The following is a 24758-nucleotide window of genomic DNA, read 5'->3' as shown; positions in this document are numbered from 1 at the left end:
GTGTGAGGTACGACAGACCCGCTCCGGAGTGCGATTACCCGCTGGTAAGTTAACGGCATGACGAGCACCGACGCGTTGTTGTTCAACCCGGCCACCTACGACCCGCAGCAGTTCGACGCCGAGACTCGGCGGCTGCTGCGCGCGACCGTCGAGTGGTTCGAGTCACGGGGTAAGCAGCAGCTGCTGGCCGACGACGCGGACGCGGTGTGGACGGCGGACTTCCTGGACTTCGTCGCGAAGGAGAAGCTGTTCGCGACGTTCCTGACCCCGGCCGCGTACGCCGACGGCGACGAGAATCGGCGCTGGGACGCGGCGCGCAACGCGGCGCTGTCGGAGATCTTCGGCTTCTACGGCCTGGCCTACTGGTACGCCGAGCAGGTCTCCATCCTCGGCCTCGGCCCGATCTGGCAGAGCGATAACGAGGAAGCGAAGAAGCGGGCGGCCGCGGATCTGGCCGAGGGCCAGGTGATGGCGTTCGGGCTGTCCGAGCGCGAGCACGGCGCGGACATCTACAACACCGACCTCGTGCTGACCCCGAGCGAGCCGGGCAGTGCCGACGCCGAGGCCGGAATCCTGTTCCGCGCTAACGGTGAGAAGTACTACATCGGCAACGGCAATGTGGCGAGCATGGTTTCGGTGTTCTCGCGGCGCGAAGACATCGAGGGCGCGGACGGCTACGTCTGGTTCGCCGCGGACAGCAGGCACGAGAACTACCGCCTGCTCGGCAACGTCGTGCACCAGCAGATGTACGTCAGCACTTTCCGTTTGGAGAACTACCCGGTGCGCGCGCAGGACATCCTGCACACCGGACCCGAGGCGTTTTCCGCGGCGCTGAACACCGTCAACGTGGGCAAGTTCAACCTCTGCCACGGCGGCATCGGCATGGTCGAGCACTCCTTCTACGAGGCGATCACGCACGCGAACAACCGCATCCTCTACGGCAACCCGGTCACCGAGTTCCCGCACGTGCGAACGAATTTCGTGGACGCCTACGCCCGCATCGTGGCGATGAAGTTGTTCAGTGACCGCGCCGTCGACTACTTCCGCAGCGCGAGCCTGGAGGACCGGCGCTACCTGCTGTTCAACCCGATGACGAAGTCGAAGGTGACCTCCGAGGGCGAGACGGTGATGACGCTGCTGCTGGATGTGCTGGCGGCCAAGGGCTTCGAGAAGAACACCTACTTCGCCGAGGTGGCGCGGCTGATCAACACGCTGCCCCGGCTCGAGGGCACCGTGCATGTGAACGTCGGCCAGATCCTGAAGTTCATGCCGAACTACCTGTTCAACCCGAAGGACTACCCGGAGATCGGCACCCGCCAGGACGCCGCCGACGACGCGTTCTTCTGGCAGCAGGGCCCGGCGCGCGGCGCGGGCAAGGTGCAGTTCGCGGACTGGACCCCGGCCTACGAGAAGCACGCCGACATCCCGAACGTCGGCCGCTTCTTCGAGCAGGCCCAGGCGCTGCGCACGCTGCTGTCCACCGCGGCCCCCAGCGCCGACCAGCAGAAGGACCTGGACTTCATGCTGACCATCGGCCACCTGTTCTCCCTGGTGGTCTACGGGCAGCTGATCCTGGAGCAGGCGGCGGTGACCGGCCTGGATCGCGATCTGCTCGACCAGATCTTCGACTTCCAGATCCGCGACTTCAACGGCTACGCCACCACGCTCTACGGCAAGCCGTCCGCCACCCCCGATCAACAGGGTTGGGCCGCTTCGGCTTTGCGTCCGCCGGTCGCCGATCGTCCGCGCTTCGACCGCATCTGGGCCGAGGTCGCGTCCTACGACGGCGCTTACGAGATGCGCCCGTAACTCCGCAGCGAAAAGGCCGGTCCCACTGCGGGACCGGCCTTTTGCGAGTAATCAGGCCTTGCCGGGAAAGGCGATCGTGGGCGGGTTGGTACCCAGGATCGACTGCCAAGTGGCAAGGCGCACAGCGCTTTCCGTCAGCGCATCGACGCCCATCCGGCGGGTGCCCGCGGAGTCGCTGCGCTCGACCACCGAGCGCCAGGCGACGGCGGTGTCGGTCTCGACCGTCGCGGCCAGCCGGGCGGCCGGGATCGGGTCGTTGACCACGAACGGGACCGTGTAGGCGGCATTCGGCGGCGGCGCGGTGACGCCACCCGCGGTGAGGGCGTCGATGGTGGCGTCCCGGCGGGCGCGGTGCGCGGCGGTGTTCTCGGCGACGAGACGGCCGCGTTCCGCGGAGGCGTACGCGGCGATCACGCCATAGGCGTACACCGCGCCGTATTCGGCCTGTAGCGCATCGAGCAGTGCTTGGCGTTCGGCGTCGGTCATGCCTGCACCTCGCTGGCGCTCGGTTCCGGCCTGACCGAGGTCGCTGTGTCGTTGATTCGCTCGCTCCGCTCCCTCATGAAAGCAATACCCCTGCCTGGACGGCGCAGGCCGCGCTGATCGAGGCGAGCAGCCCCGCCCGATAGCCGGACTGGCCGCGGGCCAGGTCGGCGGCGGACTGCTGTGATGTGGTGAGTTGTGCGCGGAGCGCGTCGACGGTCGGCGGCGGGCTGGGCGGTATCGCTGTCCCGGAGGCCACCGCGGACGGTCCGGAGGCCTGTCCGGGGTTGCTCGTCCTGGTCCGGTGGACCGGCTTGGTGCCGTCCCCGTAGACGCCGATCAACCGGTCGATCTCGGCCTTCAAAGCGTCTGCGTGCGCGGTCCTTTCGGTCGCGATCGCGGTCAACGCACTGTGCCGCTGCGGCGCCAACGCGATAGCCGCGGTCGCCGCGGCGGCATCGGTGCGGGCCTGAACCTCTTGGGTGGCAAGCGGATCCGGCTCGTAGACCTTGTCATCGCTACAGCCGGCTGCCGCGCCGAGCGCGAGCACACCGACCGCGCCGCCACCGGCCAGCCGTAACATGCTGCGACGGTCCAGGGAATCGTGCCGGTCGGAGGGGCTGCCGGAGGTGCACAGGACAATCGGCTGCGCGGGAAGGCGGATGGGCACGGCACCATCGTGCCAGATTCGCGAGGCACCACTGGACCAGGCATAGTCGTGGCGCGCGTAGTGCTTGCCCGCTGGTCCTTTACACTCTCTGGGCGCGTTACGCTAGACCCTCGGTATAAGTAATTCCCACCCGCTTGCGACTGCTTGCAGGTCGCTCGAAACAACACCGCCTGCGAGCGCTCGCAGGTCGCTCGAAACGACACCGCCGTCACAACTGAACCAGGAGCCGCCCCATATGCCGATGCCGACCGAGGAAAGGCTGAGCCAGCTGATAGCTGGGCTCGTCGAACGCCGAGGATTCGACCTCGAGGGCGTCGAGATTTCGACGACCGGCAAGCATGCGGACGCGCAGGCTCGACTGAAGGTGACCGTCGACAGCGACGGCCCTTCCGATTTGGACACCATCGCCACCCTCAGCACCGAGCTTTCGGAGTTGTTCGACGAGGCAGGCGATTTCGGCGAGACGCCGTATCTGCTGGAAGTCACCACACCGGGCGTGGACCGTCCGCTCACCGCGGACCGGCACTGGCGTCGCGCGCGCGGGCGCAAGGTGCGTGTGCTGCTCCGCGACGGCGCCACCGCTCCCGAGCCGGGCGGCTCGGCGAAGTTCGATGCCAGGGTCGGCGAGCTCAGCGGCGATACAGTGGCCTTAGTGCTCGGCGGCAAGCACAAGCCGCACCTCGTGCAGGTCCCGCTGGCCGATATCGCCGAGGCGGTGGTGCAAGTGGAGTTTTCTAAGCCGGGCGCCAAGGAATTGGAACTCGCCGGGGGCGTCGTCCCCGGTCGCCCGGTACCTGGCCAGGAAAATGATGAGCCGGCGGTCGACGCCGCGGATGTTCGAGGATCAACACCATTACTACCCGAATCAGTAACAGCGTCCGATTCGCCGACCGAAGGGATCGTGGAATGAACATCGAAATCGAAGCCCTGCGCGCGATCGTCGCCGACAAGGGGATCTCGATCGAGACCGTGATCTCCGCGATCGAGTCGGCGCTGCTCACCGCTTACCGGCACACCGAGGGCCACCAGCCCAACGCGCGCATCGACATCAACCAGAAGACCGGCACGGTCCGGGTGATGGCGCGCGAGCTGGACGCCGACGGCAACATGGTCTCCGAATGGGACGACACCCCAGAGGGTTTCGGCCGGATCGCGGCGACCACCGCCCGCCAGGTGGTGCTGCAGCGGCTGCGCGACGCCGAGAACGAGAAGTCCTTCGGCGAGTTCTCCACGCACGAGGGCGACATCGTCGGCGGTGTGGTCCAGCGCGACGCCAGAGCCAACGCCCGCGGCACCATCGTGGTGCGCATCGGCAGCGAGATCAACGGCGCCGAGGGGCTGATCCCGCCCGCCGAGCAGGTGCCCGGTGAGACCTACGAGCACGGCGACCGGATCAAGTGTTACGTCGTCGGCGTCTCGCGTGGTCCCCGTGGCCCGCAGATCACCCTGTCGCGCACGCACCCGAACCTGGTGCGGCGACTGTTCGCGCTCGAGGTACCCGAAATCGCCGACGGCTCCGTCGAAATCGTCGCGGTGGCGCGCGAGGCCGGGCACCGCTCCAAGATCGCCGTGCGCAGCACCGTGTCCGGGGTCAACGCCAAGGGCGCCTGCATCGGCCCGATGGGGCAGCGCGTGCGCAACGTGATGAGCGAACTGGCCGGCGAGAAGATCGACATCATCGATTACGCCGAGGATCCGGCGACCTTCGTCGGCAATGCGCTCTCGCCGTCGAAAGTGGTGTCGGTCACCATTGTCGATCCCGAGGCCCGCGCCGCGCGGGTCGTGGTGCCGGACTTCCAGCTATCGCTGGCCATCGGCAAGGAGGGGCAGAACGCCCGCCTGGCCGCCCGGCTGACCGGCTGGCGGATCGATATCCGCAGCGACGCCGCCCCGGACATGGGCGGCGGCTCGGTGCGGACGGAGGCGCACCGGAGTTGACCGGAACCGACGCGGCGCGCCGTCCGTTGGACACCGCGGGTCGGGAATCGGACCGTCGGGATGACATGTTGGTAACTTCCGCAGGGGAGCGGTTCGTTGATCCGACCGGGTCGGCGGTAGAGTGGACACAGGTTCAGCACGCGCAACCGATTCGGACCTGTATCGGATGCCGGAAGCGCGAGTTGGCCGCCGATCTGTTGCGGATCGTGGCACGGGAAACGGACACCGGAAACGGCCCGAATTCCATCACGATCCTTCCCGATCCGCGGCGCAGACTTCCCGGACGGGGTGCCTGGTTGCACCCCGTCTCGGCTTGTCTGACCGCGGCAGAACGGCGCCGAGCAATCGGCAGAGCACTAAGAGTGTCCGGAAATCTGGATATCTCAGCCCTGGAGAAGTACCTCGAGAACAGGCACGAGCACTCATGAGCACACCGTGAAGCACCAACGATGAACGTCCATCGGAGATAACCCGAGGTCGTGCGGGCCCCGTCCCTGAACAACGGGTGCACCTGCTCGACCTCTCAGTGAGGAGAGCAGTGGCAGGCAAGGCCCGCGTGCACGAGTTGGCCAAAGAACTCGGTGTCACCAGCAAGGAACTACTCGCACAGCTCAAGGAGCAGGGCGAGTTCGTGAAGTCGGCGTCCTCGACGGTGGAAGCTCCCGTCGCGCGCCGTCTGCGTGAGTCGTTCGCATCCAAATCAGCCCCCGCGAACGGCACCAAGTCGGGATCACGCCCCGGCCCGTCCTCGTCGGCCCGTCCGGCCGCGAAGCCCGCAGGAAACGGTCCCCGTCCGGGTCCGCGTCCGCCGGCTCCCGCGCCCGCCCCGGCCGCAGCGGCTCAGCAGGAAACCGTCCGCGAGGCCCCGCGTACCAGCGAGGGACCGGCCGTGAAGCCGGGACCCGCGGCACGTCCCGCCCCGCAGCAGCCTGCGGCCAAGCCCGCCGCGGCCCAGGAAGTCGCACCGGCAGCCGCCGCGTCGGCGTCCACCGAAACCCCCGCGAGCTCCGCGCCCGCGGCACCGGCCGGGCCGCGCCCGACGCCGAACGCCGCGCGTCCGGGTCAGCAGCAGCAGCGTCCCGGTGCCCCGGCACAGGGTTCGCCGCGTCCCGGTGGTTCGGGTCCGCGTCCGGGTCCGAAGACCCCGCGGGTCGGCAACAACCCGTATTCGTCGGCTCCCGAGCGTCCCGCGCCGCGTCCGGCCCCCGGCCAGGGTGGCCCGCGTCCGGGTCCGGCTCAGGGCGGTCCCCGTCCGGGTCCGGCCCAGGGCAGCCCGCGTCCCGGCACTCCGGCGCAGGGTGGTTCGCGCCCGGCGCCCGGCCAGGGCGGTCCCCGTCCCGGCGGTCCGCGGCCGAGCCCCGGCTCGATGCCGCCTCGTCCTAACCCCGGTGCCATGCCGTCTCGTGCGGCACGTCCGGGCGGTGCCGGTGGACCCGGTGCCGGTCGTCCGGGTGGTCCCGGCGGTCGTCCCGGCGGCGGTGGCGGCGCAGGTCGTCCCGGTGGCGGCGGCGGTGGCGGTGGCTACCGCGGCGGCGGCGCTCCCGGTGGTGGCGCAGGTGCCGGCACGGGTGCTCCCGGTGCCGGTGGCGCTCCCGGTGGTTTCCGCGGTCGCCCCGGTGGCGGTGGCGGCGGTCGTCCGGGTGGTCCCGGTGGTCGTGGCGGCGCGGCCGGCGCGTTCGGTCGTCCCGGTGGCGCACCGCGTCGTGGCCGTAAGTCGAAGCGGGCGAAGCGCGCCGAGTACGAGAGCATGCAAGCGCCCGCCATCGGCGGCGTTCGGCTGCCTCGTGGCAACGGCGAGATCATCCGTCTCGCTCGTGGCGCCTCGCTCTCGGACTTCGCGGAGAAGATCGACGCGAACCCGGCTGCCTTGGTACAAGCCTTGTTCAACCTCGGCGAAATGGTCACCGCGACCCAGTCGGTGAACGACGAGACCCTCGAGCTGCTCGGCAGCGAGATGAACTACGTCGTGCACGTGGTCAGCCCGGAGGACGAGGACCGCGAGCTGCTGGAATCGTTCGACCTGACCTACGGTGAGGATGCCGGCGGTGAGGACGATCTCGAGCAGCGTCCGCCGGTGGTGACCGTCATGGGTCACGTCGACCACGGTAAGACTCGACTGCTGGACACGATCCGTAAGGCCAACGTCCGTGAGGGCGAGGCCGGTGGCATCACCCAGCACATCGGTGCCTACCAGGTGATGACCCACCTCGGCGAGACCGACCGGCTCATCACCTTCATCGACACCCCGGGTCACGAGGCGTTCACCGCCATGCGTGCCCGTGGTGCCAAGGCCACCGATATCGCGATCCTGGTGGTCGCCGCCGACGACGGCGTCATGCCGCAGACGGTGGAGGCGATCAACCACGCGCAGGCGGCCGACGTGCCGATCGTGGTGGCGGTCAACAAGATCGACAAGGAAGGCGCGAACCCGGACAAGATCCGGCAGCAGCTGACCGAATACAACCTGGTTGCCGAGGAATACGGTGGCGACACCATGTTCGTCGACATCTCCGCGCGGGAGAACATCAACATCGATGCGCTCCTCGAGGCCGTCCTGCTCACCGCGGATGCGGCGCTGGACCTGCGGGCGAACCCGGACATGGACGCGCAGGGTGTTGCCATCGAGGCGCACCTCGACCGCGGCCGTGGCCCGGTGGCGACCGTGCTCATCCAGCGCGGCACGCTGCGCGTCGGCGACTCGATCGTGGCGGGCGACGCCTACGGTCGCGTCCGGCGCATGGTCGACGAGCACGGCGAGGACGTCATCGCGGCGCTGCCGTCGCGACCGGTCCAGGTCATCGGCTTCACGTCGGTGCCGGGCGCCGGTGACAACCTCCTCGTTGTCGACGAAGACCGGATCGCTCGCCAGATCGCCGACCGCCGCAATGCGCGCAAGCGCAACGCGCTGGCCGCACGCAGCCGCAAGCGGATCAGCCTGGAAGATCTGGATGCCGCACTGAAGGAGACTTCGGAGCTCAACCTGATCCTCAAGGGCGACAACTCCGGTACCGTCGAGGCCCTCGAAGAGGCGCTGCTCGGTATCCAGATCGACGACGAGGTTCGGCTGCGGGTCATCGACCGCGGTGTCGGTGGTGTCACCGAGACCAACGTCAACCTGGCGTCGGCGTCGAACGCGATCATCATCGGGTTCAACGTCCGGGCCGAGGGCAAGGCCACCGAGCTGGCCAACCGCGAAGGCGTGGACATCCGGTACTACTCGGTGATCTACCAGGCCATCGACGAGATCGAGAAGGCCCTCAAGGGCATGCTCAAGCCGATCTACGAAGAGGTCGACCTGGGCCGGGCGGAGATCCGCGCGATCTTCCGTTCGTCGAAGGTCGGCAACATCGCCGGCTGCATGGTCCTCGAGGGTTCGGTCAAGCGCAACGCCAAGGCGCGCTTGCTCCGCGACAACGTGGTGGTCGCCGAAACGGTCACGATCTCTTCCTTGAAGCGGGAAAAGGACGACGTCACCGAGGTCCGTGAGGGCTTCGAATGCGGTTTGACGTTGACCTACAACGACATCAAGGAAGGCGACATCATCCAGGCCTACGAGCTGCGCGAGAAGCCGCGCGACTGAGTTCACGCACCGCACGTCACGTCGGGCTGTTCGCCCGGCGTGACGTGCGGGATGAGCTCGCCGCAGCTCGTGCCTGTTCGACACAAAGAGGTGCGTAGTTGTTCCTGGGGGCACTCGAGTTCGACCTTCTCCTCGGAGACGTGCACTCGCTGAAAGAGAAGCGTTCGGTGATCCGGCCGATCCTGGCCGAATTGCAGCGCTTCGGGGTGAGTGCCGCCGAGGGCGGAGAACATGACCGCCATCGTCGTTCATTGCTGGGGGTTGCCCTGGTCAGTTCCGGAATGGATCACCTGACCGAGGTACTCGACCGCTGTGAGCGGCACGTCGCGGCACGTCCGGAGTTACAGTTGCTGGCAGTGCGCCGCAGGATCTTCGGACCCGAAGACTAACTATCTAGTGAGGAAGGTTCAGCCATGGTGGATCAAGCCAGGGCACGCCGACTCGCCAAGCGGATTTCCTCGATCGTGGCAACCGCGATCGAATACGAGATCAAGGATCCGCGGCTGGGTTTCGTGACCATCACCGACGCCAAGGTCACCGGCGATCTGCGCGACGCGACGGTGTACTACACGGTGCTGGGCGAAACCTTGGACACCGAACCGGACTATACGGGCGCGGCCGCAGGCCTGGAGAAGGCCAAGGGGGTGCTGCGCTCGAAGGTGGGCGCGGGCACCGGCGTTAAGTTCACGCCGACCCTGGCGTTCGTGCTCGACAAGGTGCCCGAGGTCGCGAAGGACATGGAAGAGCTGCTGGCTCGGGCCAAGGCCGCGGACGAAGAGGTGGCGAAGGTGGCCGCCAACGCCAGGCACGCCGGCGACGCCGACCCGTACAAGGTCGAACGCGACGACGCCGAGTGACATGCGGTAGACGATGACGACAATGCGGGACGCGGTTGACCTCGAATCTGCCGTCGAGGCGTTGAACGCCGCCCGCTCGGTCACCATCGTCTGCCACGTACAGCCGGACGCCGACACCGTCGGCAGCGGACTTGGGCTCGCGCTGGTACTGCACCGGCGCGGAATCCCGGTATGGGTGTCGTTCGCCGAACCGGCCGAGCTACCCGAATCGATGCGGTCGTTGCCCGGCGTACACCATCTGGTGGCGCCCGCCGACGTGCCCGCCGAGGTCGATCTGCTGATCGCGGTCGACTGCGGCAGCGTCGGGCGGCTCGGTGCGCTGGTCGATCGAATGTCCGGGGCGGCAAAGACTTTGGTGATCGACCATCATCGATCCAACACCCGGTTCGGCACGGTCAATGTGGTCGACGCCGGTGCGGAATCGACGACCAGCCTGATCGTGCGATTGCTCGACGCGTGGGGCGTGCCGATCGATCTCGAAGTGGCGCACTGCCTTTACGCCGGTCTGGTGACCGACACCGGGTCGTTCCGGTGGGTTCGGCCAGGTACGCACGAGTTGGCCGAGCGGCTGTTGGCCACCGGCATCGACGGTGCCGAGATCGCCAGGGCGCTGCTGGACACCCATCCGTTCGGGTGGTTGACCATGCTGTCCAGGGTGCTCGGCACCGCGCAGCTCGTGCCGGGCGTGCACGGCGGCATCGGGCTGGTGTACGCGTTCGTGCGGCTCGACGACATCGCCGACGTGAGTTCCGAAGAGGCGGAGAGCGTTATCGATATCGTCCGCACCACCTCGGAAGCGGGGATCGCGGCGGTATTCAAGGAATCCAGTACCGGTGCCGACCGGTGGACGGTGTCGCTGCGTGCCCGCGACAGTCGGCCGGGAGCGGATGACGGGGTGGACGTTGCCGAGATAGCGGCCGCGCTCGGAGGTGGCGGGCATCGGTTCGCCGCCGGGTACACGGCCTATGGAGCTGCGGACGAGCTTGTTGCTACCCTGCTGGCCGCGCTGGGTTGAGCGGTGTCGTGCTGTCCTCACCCACTCGATCGGTTCTGCGCGTACGTGACGGCAACGGCATATCGCTGACGCCTATGCGATCTGCGAACGGCGACGGGGTGGGTGAAGCCGCTGGTCTGTCGGTGCCTCATGGCAGGGTAACGGGAGTAGTTGCTGCCCGGCCTGCGGTGCCGGGGCACGCTGATCGCGATCCGACCGCCGTGCCGGGCTGACGCCCTGTCCGCGTGGGATGCGTTGTGGTGAGGGAGGTTTCATGAGCGGTAAGGTGTCGATCGAGGGCGACCCGGCGGAGGGTGCTGCGCCGTCGACGGTTGCCACCGGCGAGATCGACCCGGCGGCCGAGGCCGGGCCGGGCCGGATACTCCGGCTCGCGGTGCCGACCCTCGGTGTGCTCGTCGCCGAGCCGATCTATCTGCTGTTCGACCTCGCCGTGGTCGGGCGGCTCGGCGCGCTCGCGCTGGCCGGGCTCGCGGTGGGCGGCTTGATTCTGGCGCAGACGAGTTCGCAGTTGACGTTCCTGTCCTACGGCACGACCGCGCGGGCGGCGCGCAAGCACGGTGCGGGCGACGAACGTGGCGCGGTGGCCGAGGGCGTGCAGGCGACCTGGTTGGCGATCGCGGTCGGTGTGTTGATCCTGGTGCTGGTTCAGGCCTTCGCGGTGCCGCTGACCAGCGCGATCGCCGGCGGTGGGGAGATCGCCACCGAGGCGCTCGAGTGGGTGCGGATCGCGCTGTTCGGGGTGCCGCTGATCCTGATCTCCATGGCGGGCAACGGGTGGTTGCGCGGGGTGCAGGAGACTCGTCGTCCGCTCATCTATGTTGTTGCCGGGCTGGCGGTTTCGGGTGTGCTGTGTCCGGTGCTGGTGCACGGGCTGCTGGGTGCACCACGGCTGGAACTACCCGGTTCCGCCGTCGCGAACGTCGCCGGTCAGCTGGTGATGGCCGGATTGTTTCTGAATGCCCTTGTGCGTGAGCGGGTTTCGCTCGCACCGCACTGGTCGGTGATGCGCGCGCAACTGGTCCTCGGCCGGGACCTGATCGTCCGCAGCCTCGCGTTCCAGGCCTGCTTCGTCTCCGCCGCCGCGGTCGCGGCCCGCTTCGGCGCGGCCTCGGTCGCCGCGCATCAACTGGTACTGCAGCTCTGGAACTTCCTTGCGCTGACCCTCGATGCACTCGCCATCGCCGCGCAGACCCTGGTCGGCGCGGCCCTCGGCGCCGGCGACGCACCCGGTGCCCGCGCGCTGGCCCGTCGGGTCACCGGCTGGTCGGAGGTATTCGCGCTCGCCCTTGCCGCGTGCTTCGCCGCGGGCGCGGGACTGATCCCGAAACTGTTCACCGACGATCCCGCCGTGCTGGACCGCACCCACGTCACGTGGTGGTTCTTCGTGTGCATCATCCCGGTGGCAGGCATCGTGTTCGCCCTCGACGGCGTCCTGCTCGGCGCGGGCGACGCCGCTTACCTACGCACCACCACGCTCGGCTCGGCCCTGCTCGGTTTCCTCCCGGCGATCTGGCTATCGCTGGTCTTCGACTGGGGGATCGCCGGAATCTGGTCCGGCCTGGTCGCTTTCATGCTCCTACGGCTGGTCGCCGTCTCCTGGCGAGCCTGGTCCGGCCGGTGGGCTCGCGTTGGTGCGGATGTCCCTGGACGCGTTCGGAGCTCGGGATAACTGACGAAACCCCGGACGGTGCCCGGGGTTTCGCGTTCAGCGAGTTAGCTGTTGGTCAGGAAGCACTGGTCGTTCGGCAACGATTCGACCGTTGCGGCGGGCACCGTCACCTTGGCGCAGGCCAGCGTCGGGTACGAGCTCGGCGTATCGGAGCCGAGCGGGAAGTCGGCGCAGTAGGTGAGGGCCAGATGCTCGCCCGCGGCCAGCTGGCGGGTGAGCGTGAAGTCGGCGGGTGCGGGCTGTCTGGGAGACAGGATGTTCTGCCGCGGGTCGCCGTCGACCAGCAGCGTGCACTGCACGGTGCCGCCGATGAGGTCGGTGCTGATCCGGCTCGGTGTCGAGGTGAGAGTCTCCCCGGCTACCTGCAACGATGCGGTACTCGGCGGACTGATGGTTGCCCCGGCCAGACCTGGAACGGTGAGGCAGGCTGCCGCAGCCGATGATGCCACGACAATCCTTCGGAATGTGTTGCGTGCGATCATGTTCGAACAACATAGTGGGTCGTGTGTCCAGATTTGCGCGGGTTGCAGGTTCCGAGATAAATGCCTCATTCCGGTTTGGCGGGGCTCTTGATGGTCACTCGCAGCTGCGACGAACTCTCCTCGTGTGCCACTCACCTGAGGACGGGCGGCGGGGTGACGGGCGAAGATCGGTGCGGGTGTGCCAAGGTAGGTGTGGTGATACCCAAGTTGATGGCGGTGAGCGACATTCACGTCGGGCACCAGGGGAATCGGCCGGTGGTCGAGCAGATCCATGCCGACTCTCCGGAGGATTGGCTGATCGTGGCCGGGGACGTGGGAGAGAAGACCGACGATTTCCGGTGGGCGCTCGAGCTGCTGCGTAGCCGGTTCGCCAAGGTGATCTGGGTCCCGGGCAACCACGAGCTGTGGACGACGGCGAAGGACCCGGTGCAGATGACCGGCGTCGCGCGCTACGACTACCTCGTGTCGATCTGCCGGGACCTGGACGTGCTGACCCCGGAGGATCCGTTCCCGGTGTGGGAGGGCGCGGGCGCCGAGCAGCACGGTGGATCGGTGACGGTGGCCCCGCTGTTCCTGCTGTACGACTACTCGTTCCTGCCGCAGGGCGCCACCACCAAGGCCGAGGGACTCGCCATCGCGCGGGACCGCAACGTGGTGGCCACCGACGAATACCTGCTCTCCCCGGACCCCTACCTCACCCGTGACGCCTGGTGCCATGCCCGCGTGCAGGTCACCAAGCGCAAGCTGGACGCGCTGCCCGAAGGCACGCCGCTGGTGATGATCAACCACTTCCCGATGGTCCGCCAACCGACCGACGTGCTGTTCTACCCCGAGTTCGCGCTCTGGTGCGGCACCGAACTGACCGCCGACTGGCACACCCGCTACAACGTGGTCTGCTCGGTCTACGGCCACCTGCACATCCCGCGCACCTCGTATTACGACGGCGTCCGCTTCGAGGAGGTGTCCCTCGGCTACCCCCGCGAATGGCAGCGCCGCGGCCTCCCCGAACGCCTGCTCCGCCAGATCCTCCCGGCCCCCGAGTACCCGCCGGGCTCGCTGAACAGCTGGGGCGGACACTTCAAGGTCACGCCGGAAATGGAAGCGGCCGCCGCGGAGATGCGCGCCAAAGCCGAGCGTCGCCGCGGGGTCTGAGCGCAGCCCCGCGCAGAAGGCTGAGCCGCATACGCTTTAGCTTTCGGCACACCGAATCGCATGCGATTTCGTGTGCGGGAAATCAGGTGGTGTGCGGCTGACCACCATCGGTATGGGTGCGGGGACTCGTCTAGGCTCGGTGGTGATGATCGAGAACATATTGCCGTCCGGGGTCGCGTCGGCTGAGCTGCTGGAGTATCCGGAGGACCTGAAGGCGCTTCCGGCGGAGGAGCATCTCATCGCGAAGGCGGTGGAGAAGCGGCGCCGGGACTTCATCGGGGCCAGGCACTGTGCTCGGCTCGCGCTGGCCGAGCTCGGTGAGCCGCCGGTGGCGATCGGCAAGGGGGAGCGGGGCGCGCCGATCTGGCCGCGCGGGATCGTCGGCAGCATGACGCACTGCGACGGGTATCGGGCCGCGGCGCTGGCGCACAAGATGCGCTTCCGCTCGATCGGGATCGACGCCGAGCCGCATGCGGCCCTGCCCGACGGTGTGCTCGATTCGGTGAGTTTGCCACCGGAGCGGGAGTGGTTGAACACCACCTACTCCGGACTGCACCTGGACCGGTTGGTGTTCTGTGCCAAGGAAGCCACCTTCAAGGCGTGGTGGCCGCTGACCGCGCGCTGGCTCGGCTTCGAGGAAGCGCACATCACCTTCGAGATCCAGGACAGCACCGAGGATTCCGGTCACGGCACGTTCCACAGCGAGCTGCTCGTGCCCGGGCAGACGAACGACGGTGGGGTGCCGTTGATTTCGTTCGACGGCCGTTGGCTGATCGCTGACGGGTTCATTCTCACCGCGATCGTGCACGTCTGATGGACGGTCTCGGCGGGCTGCTGATCGTCGACAAGGCCAGCGGCATGACCAGCCACGATGTCGTTGCGAAATGCCGGAAGCTGCTGCACACCAAGAAGATCGGGCACGCGGGCACGCTCGACCCGATGGCCACCGGTGTGCTCGTGCTCGGCGTGGAACGCGCCACCAAACTGCTCGGCTTGCTCACCCTGACCACCAAGGCGTACACCGCGACCATCCGCCTCGGCCAGGCCACCACCACCGACGACGCCGAGGGCGAGCTGCTCTCGACCACCCCGGCCCTGCACCTCGCCGATGCCGAAATCGCCGCGCACACAGCGAAACTCACCGGCGACATCGAGCAGGTCCCCGCCACCGTGAGCGCGATCAAGGTGGACGGCGAACGCGCCTACGCCCGGCACCGCGCGGGCGAAGAAGTACAGCTGGCCGCCCGTCCGGTCACCGTGTCCCGCTTCGACATCCTCGCCCGCCACGACATCCAGGACGGCGAATTCGTCGACCTCGACGTGATCGTCGAATGCACCTCCGGCACCTACGTCCGCGCCCTCGCCCGCGACCTCGGCGCCGCCCTCAACGTCGGCGGCCACCTGACGGCGTTGCGCCGCACCAGGGTCGGCCCGTTCACCCTCGAACACGCCCGTACCCTGGACGAATTGGCCGTAGCCGCCGACTCCGACGCCACCATGCTCAGTCTCGACATGGACGAGGCCGTGCGAACCGCGTTCCCGCACAGGGAGATCGACGAAGCCCAAACCAACGACCTCCGCAACGGCCGCTGGCTCGACCCCATCGGCCTCCCCGGCGTCTACGCCGCGATCGATCAGGAAGGTCGCGCGATCGCCCTGCTTCAGGAGAGCGGCAAGCGCGCCGCGTCCGTCATGGTCGTGCGCCCGTCGAACCTGTAAGCGCGGCAGGCATCCGGCGGTTCCGCCTGCTCGAGCGGCCGGTGTGTACTGACGATTCAGGCGGAATCCGGGATGGAGACGAGGCGATGGGTCTAAATGCCAGGCTCGATCCGGAGGGTCGCGCTATCGGCGTTTCTTCAGGTGGGCAGTAAGCGCGCCGCGTCCGCGATGTCGTCCGCTCGTCGAACCTGCGGGCAGTCTCATCGTCCGCCAGCCTGCTCGGGTGGCCGCCTTGCTGACGATTCAGGCGGATTCCGATATCAGGCGATCGCGCCGCGCCAGGAGAGCAGTATGCGCGTGGTGTCCGTGATGGCATTGCCGCTATCCGGTGGCTGGCTCATCACCGCTTTGCGTCGGCCGTTTGGAGATCGGGTCCGAGGATCGGCTGGAGTGCGCCGAGTAGTGCGCCGACGCTGATCTCGAGCAACTCCGCGCGCGAGTAGTGCTGGTTCTCCAGCCATTCGATCGTCAGTATCCGGACGAAGGTGAGCCAGCTCAGCAGCACCGAGGAGACCTGGGTTCGGGTGGTTCCTTCGACGCCGAGGGCATCGAGCAGCCGGCGGCGTAGTTCGCCGAGTTCGCCCGCGATGATGGCCTGGATGGTCGGATCGCCCGCGAGCACGCGATTCGCCGCGAGCACGCTGTTGGCGTTCGCCTCGAAGTAGTCGAAGTGGGTGTTCAGTCCGGCGGTCAGTTGCTCGGGGAGCGGTCGTCCGTTGTCGAGTGGCGTGGCGACCAGTAGTTGCTCCGCCGCCTGCTCGTAGACCCCGGCGAAGAGGTCGCGCTTGCTCGGGAAGTGGCGATAGAGCAGGGCGCGCGACACCCCGGCGGACGCCGCGACGTCCTCCATCAGCACCGCGTCGTAGGCACGCTCGGCGAACAGTCGCGCGCCTGCCTCCAACAGCACCTGGCGGCGCTCGTCGGGGGACAGGCGGCGGCGAGTGCTCATCCCGAAACTCTAGTTGACGTCTGTCTACTAAGGATCGTAGGGTCTGTTAGTAGACAAACGTCAACTTGTGCGCGGTCGGTGATTCGAGTGGGGAATCCGCTGTCCGCCAGCAGGATTCGTCGCACCCGCGGAGGGGCAACATGGCAACCGCACTCAAATGGCTTTCCATGGCGATGGGCGTCGCCTGCGTCGCGATCGGCATCTTCCACCTGGCAGCGGGCATCGACGGCATCCCCGGCATGGGCTCGTCCGGCGTCACCGCCGACAGTCAGACCCGCTTCTTCGGCGCGATCTTCCTCGGCTACGGCGTCGCCTGGATCTGGGCCGCCCGCCAGACCCCGATCCCGTCGACCGTAATCCGCTGGCTAGCAGGCATCTTCCTGCTCGGTGCCGTCGGCCGCTTCATCTCCGTCGCCGTCTACGGCTGGCCGCAGTGGTTCCAAATCGTCCTCACCGCGATCGAAGTAGTCCTCCCCCCGATCTACCTCTGGCTCGCCACCGCCGACGAAAAGCGCACCACCACAACCTCGATGGCAGGCACAACCCCCGCCTTCGGCTGAGCCGCACGCCGCCTGGGCGTCGGCCTGCTCTGCTGGGCGGCAACGGAATCCGTACAGTGTGGATTGGCCGCTCGAAGGTGCGGCAGTGGGAGGCAGTGGGCAATGGGTGAACGACCGGTCGATACGTTCGAGCTATGGGATCGGGACGGTGACGGGCTCGTCTCGGTCGCCGACATCACCGCGGGCATCCGGGAACTCGGCCTCGAGGTCGACGACGATGCCGTCGAACGCATGGTCGCCGCCGCCGACACCAACGGCGACTTCCTGGTCTCCCGAGCGGAATTCGATGCCGCACTGGTGGGCGGTCGCATCGAGGTCACCGACGCCGACGCCGCCTTCAAGGTCTTCGACACCAATCAAGACGGGCGAATTTCGGTCGACGAACTCGAATCCCTCATCCGCCACGTAGGCGAGGGCCGCATCCACGAACCCGCCGCCGACCTCCTAGCCGCCGCCGACCAGGACAACGACGGCTACCTCTCCCTCCCCGAATTCCGCACCCTCCTCGACTTCCTCTCCCGCTGATCCATCGAACGGGACATGGCGGCGGTGACACGCCGTTGGGCCCGCCCTCATGTCCCATTGGACGGCGGTAGGGGCGCACGCCGCTTGGCTGCCGGGTGATTCAGTTCGCCGAACGGGACTTGGTGGCGGTGACCGCCGATGACCGCGCCCCCATTGCCCGTTCGCTATGTCGAGACTCGGGCCTCGGCGGAGACGGCGGTCTGGCTGGTGCGGTCGGCGGCGATGGCGCGGACCGCGTCCTGCATGTGGTCGATCAGTAGCTTGCGGGCGCGGGCGGCGGGGCCGGTGCCGATGGCGGTGCGTAGTTCGACGTGCTCGCGGGCTTGTTCGGTCAAGTCGGGATTCGTTGTTTGCAAGGCGCCCAGGCACATTCGGGTTTCGATCAGCAGGGTGCGGGCGGCGCGAGCCAGCCGGGGGCTGCCCGCGCTGTCGACCAGCGCGACGTGGAAGGCTTGGTCGGCGTCGGAAAGTCCGGCGGCATCGCCGATTTCGGCGGCGGCACACATCTGGGTGACGCTCTCGCCGAGTGCCGCGTAGGCGATCTCGCGGCGGCCGTCCAGGATCAGTTCCAGCGCACCGCCTTCGATGGCGGTCCTGGCCTGGTAGATGTCGACGACGTCGTCGATGGTGAGGTCGATGACGAAGATGCCGCGATGCCGGATGCTGTGCAGCAGACCCTCGGAGACGAGTCGCTGCATCGCCTCGCGCACCGGTCCGCGGGACACGTCGAAGCGGGCGGCGAGGTCGGCCTCGCCGAGCTGGTCGCCGGGCGCGAAGCTGCCGCGCATGATCGCCTCGCGGAGTCGATCGGCGATCACCTCGGCCGTCGATTGTCTACTGACCGGCTCGATCTCAACGAGCGGCATGCGCGTGCCTTTCTGTAAACAAGGTGCCGAGGGCCGGGCAGGTCACGGCGGCGCCGGCCAGCCGCAGCCCGGCCCAGATGGTGACCTGGTTGGCGGTCAGTACCGGCTTGCTGAGCGCGGCCTCGAGCTCCGGCAGCACCGCAAGAGTATGCATGGCCGTGTCGGGAATGAGCAGCGCCTCGGCGTCGGGATGATCGTTGGCCACGGCCAGCTGCCGCACCTGCTCGGCGTTCAGCGTGCCGACCTCGGCGGCGGTGTCGATCCCCGCGCTGCGCATCGAGACCACTCGGATCCCGGCGTCGGCCAGGAACTCGACGAACAGCTCCGCGACATCGTCCGGATAGCTGGCCGCGATGGCGACGGTGTGCACGCCGAGCGCGTGCACCGCATCGATGAAAGCGAGGCTGGTGCTGGTCGCGGGTACACCGGCTACCTCGGCGAGCGCGTCGACCTGGTCACGGGCGCCGCGCGGCCCGTAGACGAAACTGCCTGAGGTACAGGCCCATACGACGGCCTCGGGCTGGTGCGGTGCGAGCAGTTCGGCGCCGTGCCGCAGCTTGTCCGGGCTGCCCAGATCCAGCAGCTCGGGGATGGCGTGCAAATCGGTGCCATAGATATGGGCCACCGGCAGGCCCGCGCCGAGCTTGTCGGCGGCCAACGGGTAGTCGTCCTCGGCCGCGTGGTCCGGGTAGATGAAACCGATGGTGGGTGTCTGCATGTGTTGTTCTCCCGATCAGAAGACGTTCAGTAGCCACTTGCCCGGGCCCATCATCGGCAGCTTCATCCGGCCGAGGCAGGCCCACATGGTGAGCTGGTTCGCGGTGAGCACGGGTTTGCCGAGCGCCTGTTCCAGCGGCTCGATCACGTCGTAGGTTGGCAGGTTGGTACAGCTGACGAAGATGGCCTGGGCGGCTGGATCATCCGCGCCGACAATGCGTTCCGCGATGGTGCGGTAGTTGACCTTCCAGATGCCGCCGCCCAGCCCGAGATGGTCGGAGCGGACGACGGAACAGCCTGCCTCGCCGAGGAAGTCGTGCAGCTTGTTGGTCAGGATCTCGTCGTACGGGGTGAGCACCGAGACCCTGCTGATGTCGAGATGCCGGATCGCCTCGATCAGCGCCCCCGAGGTGGTGACCGCGTCCAGCGCGCCTGCCGCACAGATCGTTTCGCGCAACGACCGCTCGTACTCGAGGCCCTTGATGAAGCTGCCCGAGGTACACAGGTACGCAACCACTTCCGGTTCGACGTGCAGCACGTCGCGGGTCGCGGTGGTCAAATGCGCTGGATTGGAGACCAATTCGGCCATCGCCAACGAGACCGGCACAGGTTCGTACGGCGTTCGGGCGAGGTGGAGGCTGACCTCCATCGGCGCCCAACGCCAGAGCTCACGTTCGAGCGCGAGGTCGAACGGCGCGATGATGCCGATGCCCCGTTGTGCGACGGGGCCCTCGATATCCGGGAAGCTGAGTTCCACTACGGCCCCTCTCGCACTCAGCTGGATTGACCTCCGAGCAGAGTCGGATTGTTGACAATCATACGATGCGATCTTAGTGTGTCAATGTGGAAACGGGCCCTATTGTCACCGTCCTGCACAGTGACCGCGTGCCCGAGGCGGATCTGATGGCCGCCGTGACAGCTCGGGCGACTGTGCGCTACACCGAGGCATCCGGCCTCGCGGTAGCGCTGCGCGGTGCCGACGTGCTCTTCGTCTACGACTTCCTGACCCGCGCGATCCCCGGCGCGTGGCCATCGGCCGACCGGCTGCAATGGTTGCACATGGGATCGACCGGGGTGGACCCGGCGATGTTCCCCGAACTGCGGGCCAGCGACGTCGTCGTGACCAACACGCGCGGCCTGTTCGACACGGCCATCGCGGAATACGTGCTCGGCCAGATCCTCGGATTCGCCAAGGACCTGCCTGGATCGCTGCGCAGGCAGCTACGACACGAGTGGGAGCATCGCGAGAACGAACGGGTCGCGGGCAGCACGGTGCTCATCGTCGGCACCGGCTCGATCGGCCGCGCCATCGCGCGACTGCTGCGCGCGGCCGGGCTGAACATTCGCGCGGTCGGCCGCCGAATGCGTTCGGAAGACCCCGATTTCGGCACGGTCGGCACCGACCTCTACGCCGAGTTACCGGTGGCCGACTATGTGGTCGCGATCGCCCCGCTGACGCCACTGACCCGGAACATGTTCGGCGCCAGAGAATTCGCCGCGATGAAACCGCACGCGAGGTTTGTCAACGTGGGCCGCGGGGAACTCGTAGTTACCGACGATCTGGTCGCCGCCCTCGGCGCCGGATCAATCGCCGGGGCGGCGCTCGATGTAGTCGCCCCAGAGCCGCTGCCGCCCGACCACCCGCTGTGGGATCTGCCGAATGTGTCTATCACACCGCACAATTCGGGCGATTTCCGCGGCTGGCGGACCGAGATCGTCAGCGTGTTCGCCGAGAACTTCGACAACTGGATCGCCGGCCGACCACTGCAGAACGTGGTCGACAAGGAGCTGGGGTACGTGCCCGGCTGAAGGAGCCCACCACATGAGCGAGCGGCAGCGAGCGAATCAAAGACACAGCGCCCCGTGGGGCATGGCGGAGCCGAGCGCTAGCGAGGCGCAGCCATGAGCTACCCCGACATCAACATTCCGACCGACCCCGCGGCGATGACGGCTGTCCAGCTGGTCTCGGCCTACGCGGCGGGCGCTCTCTCCCCGGTCGAGGCGACCGAGGCGATTCTCGCTGCCATCGCGACCCGCGATCCGGCCGTGAACGCGTTCTGCCTGGTGGATCCCGATCGGGCGCTGGTGCAGGCCAAGGACTCCGAGGCGCGCTGGCACTCGGGTCACGCCCGTGGGCTGCTCGACGGTGTGCCGATTTCGATCAAGGACATCTTCCTCACCGAGGGCTGGCCGACCAGGCGCGGGTCCACCTCGGTGGACCCGGCCGGACCGTGGACGGTTGACAGCCCCGTCGCGGCGCGGTTGCGCGAGGACGGGATGGTCTTCCTCGGTAAGACGACGACGCCGGAGATTGCTTGGAAGGCGGTCACAGACAGCCCGCTCACCGGCATAACCCGCAATCCCGTCGATCCGACGACGACTGCTGGCGGTTCGTCCGGTGGTAGTGCCGCCGCCGTTGCCGGAGGTATGGGACCGGTCTCCGTCGGCACCGATGGTGGCGGCAGCATCCGCATCCCGGCGTCCTTCTGCGGCATCGTCGGTTTCAAGCCGACGCACGGCCGGATCCCGCTGTACCCGGCGAGTCCGTTCGGTCCGCTCGCACACGCGGGGCCGATGACCCGGACGGTCGAGGATGCCGCGCTGCTGATGGACATCCTGTCGCTGCCCGACCCGCGTGATCCGACGAGCCTCGCGCCGACCCTGACTACGTTCCGCGGACAGGTCGTCCGTGATGTCCGCGGACTCACCGTCGCGTACTCGCCGACGCTCGGTTACGCCACCGTCGACCCCGAGGTCGCCGAGCTGGTCGACGCGGCGGTGCAGCAGCTCGCCGACGCCGAATTACGAGTCGTCGCAGCCGATCCCGGCTTCGACGATCCGCGTGAAGCATTCGAGCTGCTGTGGGCAGCGGGTGCGGCCACCATGCTGTCGAAGTTCCCGGAGGGCTCGCGCGAGCGGGTGGATCCGGCACTGCGCGCGGTCTGGGAGCAAGGCGATGCCGTCGGGGCCGTCGACTACCTCGACGCCCGCAACGTGGCCGCCGAAGTCGGCATCACCATGGGCGCCTTCCACACCGCCTACGACGTACTGATCACGCCGACCATGCCGATCACTGCCTTCGAAGCGGGCCACAACGTCCCGCCGGGCAGCGGCCAGACCACCTGGCCCCAGTGGACCCCATTCACCTACCCCTTCAACATGACTCAGCAACCGGCCATCAGCATCCCCGTCGGCACCACGAAAGACGGCCTCCCCGTCGGCATGCAGATCATCGGCCCCCGCCACTCCGACGACCTGGTCATGGCGGTCGCCCGCTACGCCGAACACGTTCTGGCAGTGTGAAATACGAAATCACCGCCGGTCTGGTGTAGCGCAGGACCGGTGACACTGTGCGCAAATCTCATGGCGCCGCGCACGAATTCGCCAACAATCTGTTGCGCGCGAGGCGATTTAGTGTGCGGCGTTCCGGCGGTCGCGCGTGGTCAGGTGTAGTCGGCGGCCTCATGACGGCGCGCACGTCTCATGACGGCGCGCGCGAATTCGTCAGAGAATTGGTGCGCGGGAGACGAATCGATGCGCGGCGAGGGCCAGCGGTGTGCGATCGTGGTTCGCGCTCAGCCGAATGCGGTTGACGCTGCGTCGGAGTGGCACTGCCGCCGCTGGTTTGTCGGCGGCGCCGGGCCGGCGGCGGCGCGCACATTTCATTGCACCGCGCACGAATTCGTCGGCGAGTTGGTGCGCGGGGCGCGAATTGGTGCGCAGCGAGAAACCCTTCGCGGAGAAGTGAAGGGTTCTCGCAGCGTGCGATCAGTAGGGGTGGGAGTCAGTCGCGGGCGAAGGTGAGGGTTTCGCCGGAGACTCCGTGTAGCCAGAGGTCGTTGCAGGCTGCGGCGATGTCGGACAGACCCTCTTCGATCGTCGCGAACACGTTGCCGGGCACCCAGCCCATGTCGCCGTTGATCAGCAAGTTGTTGCGGCCGTAGAAGATTGCGAGATCGGTCGCGCCCTGGTCTTGGTGGGCGGTCGAGCCCGGCTCGTAGCCGTAGGCGGGATTGCCGATCTCCCACGCCTCGAAGTCGAACAGACAGACGTCGCCGGGGATGGGGGTGACGGTCGGGTTTTCCCGGTGCGGGGCCGCGGTGATGCGGGGGACCAGCGTGTACACCTCGTTGCGGGCGTACTTGGCGTGGAACGCGTCGCCCTCCTGCGGCAGCGCGTCCCAGACCGCGGCGCAGGTGTGCGGGGCCTCCGCGTCGAGCAGCCGGGCGCGGCAGGTGACGGCGGCCTTGGTCAGGGTGATGGTGATGTAGCGGGCCATCGGTTTCTGCTTTCTGGTCGTCGGTCAGGGCCTTCTGTTCGGTCGAGCTGCGCCTGTTCGGTCAGGCTGGGGCTGTTCGATCGGGCGCAGCGCGGTGGCGGCCAGGTATGGCCCCGGCCGCCGTAGCGAGCTAGAACTCGGCCAGCACTTCGGTCCAGATCGCGAGCGCGTCCTCGATCTGAGTATCGGTCACGATCAGCGGCGGGATCATCCGCACCACATTCATGTGCGCGCCGCAGGTGAGCAGCAGCAACCCCTTCTCGACCGCGAGCCGTTGCGCGGCACTCGCCGTCTCGGTGTCGGGTTCGCCTGTCGCGGTGGTGAATTCGGCACCGGCCTGCAACCCGAGACCACGCACGTCGCCGATCGCCTTGGTGGCGCTCGCGCGCAACCCGGTGAGCAGTTGCTCGCCGCGCGCCGCGGCGTTGTCCACCAGGTGCTCGGATTCGATCACCTCGAGGGTGGCCACCGCGGCCGCACAGGCCACGGCATTGCCGCCATAGGTGCCGCCCTGCGAGCCGGGCCACGCCTTGGCCATCAGCTCGCGCGAGGCCGCGATGCCGGACAGCGGGAACCCGCTGGCGAGGCCCTTCGCGATGGTGATGATGTCCGGCCGCACCCCGAAGTGCTGATGCCCGAAGAACTTTCCGGTACGCCCGAAGCCGGTCTGGATCTCGTCGATGACGAGCAGGATGCCGTGCCGGTCGGCCCGTTCCCGCAGACCGTGGAAGAACGCGGTGTTGCCCGGAATGTATCCGCCTTCGCCGAGCATCGGCTCGACCACGAACGCGGCGGTTTCCGCGGGCGAGGTGATCGTGGCGAACAGGTAGTCCAGCTCGCGCAGTGCGAACGCGGTGGCCTCCTCTTCGGTCCAGCCGTAGCGGTACGCGGTCGGGAAGGGTGCCACGTGCACACCGGACATGAGCGGGCTGAACCCGGCCGAGAATCGGGTGCCGGAAGTAGTCATGGTCGCCGCCGCCACGGTGCGGCCGTGGAATCCGCCGTGGAAGACAACCACGTTCGGTCGTCCGGTGGCCTGGCGGGCCAGCCGCAGCGCCGCCTCGATCGCCTCGCTGCCGGAGTTGGCGAAGAACAGCGTGTCCAAGCCGTCGGGCAGCACCGTGCCGAGTCGCTCGATGAGCTGGAGCATCGGCCGGTGCATGACGGTGGTGTATTGGCCGTGGATCAGGCTGGCCACCTGGGCCTGGGCCGCCGCGACCACCTGCGGATGGCAGTGCCCGGTGCTGGTGACACCGATGCCCGCGGTGAAGTCGAGATAGCGGCGCCCGTCGGTGCCGTAGAGGTAGCAGCCGGTTCCATGGTCGACGGTCACCGGGGTGGCCTGCCGCAGAACGGGCGAAAGTTCGGTCATGGTGATCCGCCTCCCGGAAAGTGATGCGCTCGCAACATCCGCAGATTGTCTATTGTCGGATTGTTGACAATATGCATAACATGGCGACAGAGGCCGCAGCAATAGCCGGCGGCCGA

General features: G+C 67.8%; 25 protein-coding genes. 16 read left to right on the top strand and 9 right to left on the bottom strand.

Annotation, left to right across the window (positions count from 1 at the left end; all coding sequences use genetic code 11):
• The first annotated feature begins 57 nt into the window (after positions 1-57).
• Positions 58-1809, top strand: coding sequence for an acyl-CoA dehydrogenase family protein (locus ACQPW1_RS35720; protein ID WP_433656685.1), 1752 nt, complete (start codon positions 58-60; stop codon positions 1807-1809).
• 51 nt (positions 1810-1860) lie between these two features.
• On the opposite strand, the gene ACQPW1_RS35715 is transcribed toward ACQPW1_RS35720, so the two are convergent.
• Together ACQPW1_RS35715 and ACQPW1_RS35710 are read right to left on the bottom strand one after the other, a co-directional pair.
• Positions 1861-2295, bottom strand: coding sequence for a ferritin-like domain-containing protein (locus ACQPW1_RS35715; protein WP_433656683.1), 435 nt, complete (start codon positions 2293-2295; stop codon positions 1861-1863).
• A 73-nt stretch (positions 2296-2368) separates the two neighbouring features.
• Entirely contained in the window at positions 2369-2875 is a 507-nt protein-coding gene (locus ACQPW1_RS35710; protein ID WP_433665427.1) for a hypothetical protein, read from the bottom strand.
• Positions 2876-3197: 322 nt separating this feature from the next.
• Here ACQPW1_RS35710 and rimP point away from each other — a divergent pair, with 322 nt between their 5' ends.
• From rimP to ACQPW1_RS35670, 8 genes are all read left to right on the top strand, one after another.
• The gene (gene rimP, locus ACQPW1_RS35705) at positions 3198-3872 is read left to right on the top strand and encodes a ribosome maturation factor RimP (RefSeq protein WP_433656681.1); all 675 of its coding nucleotides are present in this window, start codon (positions 3198-3200) and stop codon (positions 3870-3872) included.
• Positions 3869-4900 (top strand): transcription termination factor NusA, encoded by a 1032-nt coding sequence (gene nusA / locus ACQPW1_RS35700; RefSeq protein WP_150405716.1) that lies wholly within the window; start codon positions 3869-3871, stop codon positions 4898-4900. Before rimP ends, nusA begins: the two co-directional genes overlap by 4 nt.
• 68 nt (positions 4901-4968) lie before the next feature.
• Entirely contained in the window at positions 4969-5328 is a 360-nt protein-coding gene (locus ACQPW1_RS35695; RefSeq protein WP_433665426.1) for a YlxR family protein, read from the top strand.
• Positions 5329-5438: 110 nt separating this feature from the next.
• Positions 5439-8480: a translation initiation factor IF-2 gene (gene infB / locus ACQPW1_RS35690; protein ID WP_433656679.1), complete on the top strand. Its 3042-nt coding sequence runs from the start codon at positions 5439-5441 to the stop codon at positions 8478-8480.
• Positions 8481-8578: 98 nt separating this feature from the next.
• Complete coding sequence (locus tag ACQPW1_RS35685; RefSeq protein WP_433656677.1) at positions 8579-8869, top strand: DUF503 domain-containing protein; 291 nt, start codon at positions 8579-8581, stop codon at positions 8867-8869.
• Between the two features lie 24 nt (positions 8870-8893).
• Positions 8894-9337, top strand: coding sequence for a 30S ribosome-binding factor RbfA (rbfA, locus tag ACQPW1_RS35680; RefSeq protein WP_433656675.1), 444 nt, complete (start codon positions 8894-8896; stop codon positions 9335-9337).
• 13 nt (positions 9338-9350) lie between these two features.
• Positions 9351-10352: a DHH family phosphoesterase gene (locus ACQPW1_RS35675; RefSeq protein ID WP_433656674.1), complete on the top strand. Its 1002-nt coding sequence runs from the start codon at positions 9351-9353 to the stop codon at positions 10350-10352.
• Positions 10353-10605: 253 nt separating this feature from the next.
• Positions 10606-12021: an MATE family efflux transporter gene (locus ACQPW1_RS35670; protein WP_433656672.1), complete on the top strand. Its 1416-nt coding sequence runs from the start codon at positions 10606-10608 to the stop codon at positions 12019-12021.
• A 44-nt stretch (positions 12022-12065) separates the two neighbouring features.
• Here the strand turns inward: ACQPW1_RS35670 and ACQPW1_RS35665 are convergent, their stop codons facing one another.
• A complete protein-coding gene (locus ACQPW1_RS35665; protein ID WP_433656671.1) occupies positions 12066-12470 on the bottom strand; it encodes a hypothetical protein in 405 nt (134 codons plus the stop codon).
• 228 nt (positions 12471-12698) lie between these two features.
• On the opposite strand from ACQPW1_RS35665, the gene ACQPW1_RS35660 reads away from it, so the two are divergent.
• From ACQPW1_RS35660 to truB, 3 genes are all read left to right on the top strand, one after another.
• Positions 12699-13655: a metallophosphoesterase family protein gene (locus tag ACQPW1_RS35660; RefSeq protein WP_433665425.1), complete on the top strand. Its 957-nt coding sequence runs from the start codon at positions 12699-12701 to the stop codon at positions 13653-13655.
• A 145-nt stretch (positions 13656-13800) separates the two neighbouring features.
• Positions 13801-14469 (top strand): 4'-phosphopantetheinyl transferase Npt, encoded by a 669-nt coding sequence (npt, locus tag ACQPW1_RS35655; RefSeq protein ID WP_433656669.1) that lies wholly within the window; start codon positions 13801-13803, stop codon positions 14467-14469.
• Complete coding sequence (gene truB / locus ACQPW1_RS35650; protein WP_433656667.1) at positions 14469-15374, top strand: tRNA pseudouridine(55) synthase TruB; 906 nt, start codon at positions 14469-14471, stop codon at positions 15372-15374. Before npt ends, truB begins: the two co-directional genes overlap by 1 nt.
• Before the next feature lie 340 nt (positions 15375-15714).
• Here truB and ACQPW1_RS35645 read toward each other — a convergent pair whose 3' ends face one another.
• A complete protein-coding gene (locus ACQPW1_RS35645) occupies positions 15715-16323 on the bottom strand; it encodes a TetR/AcrR family transcriptional regulator (RefSeq protein WP_433656665.1) in 609 nt (202 codons plus the stop codon).
• Positions 16324-16463: 140 nt separating this feature from the next.
• On the opposite strand from ACQPW1_RS35645, the gene ACQPW1_RS35640 reads away from it, so the two are divergent.
• Both ACQPW1_RS35640 and ACQPW1_RS35635 read left to right on the top strand, forming a co-directional pair.
• Complete coding sequence (locus ACQPW1_RS35640) at positions 16464-16883, top strand: DUF4345 domain-containing protein (RefSeq protein ID WP_433656663.1); 420 nt, start codon at positions 16464-16466, stop codon at positions 16881-16883.
• A gap of 102 nt (positions 16884-16985) precedes the next feature.
• Positions 16986-17408 (top strand): EF-hand domain-containing protein, encoded by a 423-nt coding sequence (locus tag ACQPW1_RS35635; protein ID WP_433656662.1) that lies wholly within the window; start codon positions 16986-16988, stop codon positions 17406-17408.
• A 164-nt stretch (positions 17409-17572) separates the two neighbouring features.
• Here ACQPW1_RS35635 and ACQPW1_RS35630 read toward each other — a convergent pair whose 3' ends face one another.
• The 3 genes from ACQPW1_RS35630 to ACQPW1_RS35620 are packed head-to-tail and all read right to left on the bottom strand — an operon-like array spanning position 17573 to position 19748.
• Positions 17573-18274: a GntR family transcriptional regulator gene (locus ACQPW1_RS35630; RefSeq protein WP_433656660.1), complete on the bottom strand. Its 702-nt coding sequence runs from the start codon at positions 18272-18274 to the stop codon at positions 17573-17575.
• Entirely contained in the window at positions 18261-18992 is a 732-nt protein-coding gene (locus ACQPW1_RS35625; protein WP_433656658.1) for a maleate cis-trans isomerase family protein, read from the bottom strand. The genes ACQPW1_RS35630 and ACQPW1_RS35625 overlap by 14 nt, the downstream gene beginning before the upstream one ends.
• Positions 18993-19007: 15 nt before the next feature.
• Positions 19008-19748: a maleate cis-trans isomerase family protein gene (locus ACQPW1_RS35620; protein WP_433656656.1), complete on the bottom strand. Its 741-nt coding sequence runs from the start codon at positions 19746-19748 to the stop codon at positions 19008-19010.
• Between the two features lie 86 nt (positions 19749-19834).
• Between ACQPW1_RS35620 and ACQPW1_RS35615 the strand changes: the two genes are divergently transcribed.
• Together ACQPW1_RS35615 and ACQPW1_RS35610 are read left to right on the top strand one after the other, a co-directional pair.
• On the top strand, positions 19835-20800 hold the full coding sequence (locus ACQPW1_RS35615) for a D-2-hydroxyacid dehydrogenase (protein ID WP_433656654.1): 966 nt from the start codon (positions 19835-19837) through the stop codon (positions 20798-20800).
• A 93-nt stretch (positions 20801-20893) separates the two neighbouring features.
• Positions 20894-22294: an amidase gene (locus ACQPW1_RS35610; RefSeq protein ID WP_433656652.1), complete on the top strand. Its 1401-nt coding sequence runs from the start codon at positions 20894-20896 to the stop codon at positions 22292-22294.
• A 481-nt stretch (positions 22295-22775) separates the two neighbouring features.
• On the opposite strand, the gene ACQPW1_RS35605 is transcribed toward ACQPW1_RS35610, so the two are convergent.
• Positions 22776-23270 (bottom strand): DUF3830 family protein, encoded by a 495-nt coding sequence (locus ACQPW1_RS35605; protein WP_433656650.1) that lies wholly within the window; start codon positions 23268-23270, stop codon positions 22776-22778.
• Positions 23271-23400: 130 nt separating this feature from the next.
• Positions 23401-24642: an aspartate aminotransferase family protein gene (locus ACQPW1_RS35600; RefSeq protein ID WP_433656648.1), complete on the bottom strand. Its 1242-nt coding sequence runs from the start codon at positions 24640-24642 to the stop codon at positions 23401-23403.
• Positions 24643-24758 lie beyond the last annotated feature (116 nt).

Source organism: Nocardia sp. CA-128927, assembly GCF_050955855.1.
Taxonomy (GTDB): domain Bacteria; phylum Actinomycetota; class Actinomycetes; order Mycobacteriales; family Mycobacteriaceae; genus Nocardia.
This window is presented reverse-complemented; position numbering and strand designations above follow the sequence as displayed.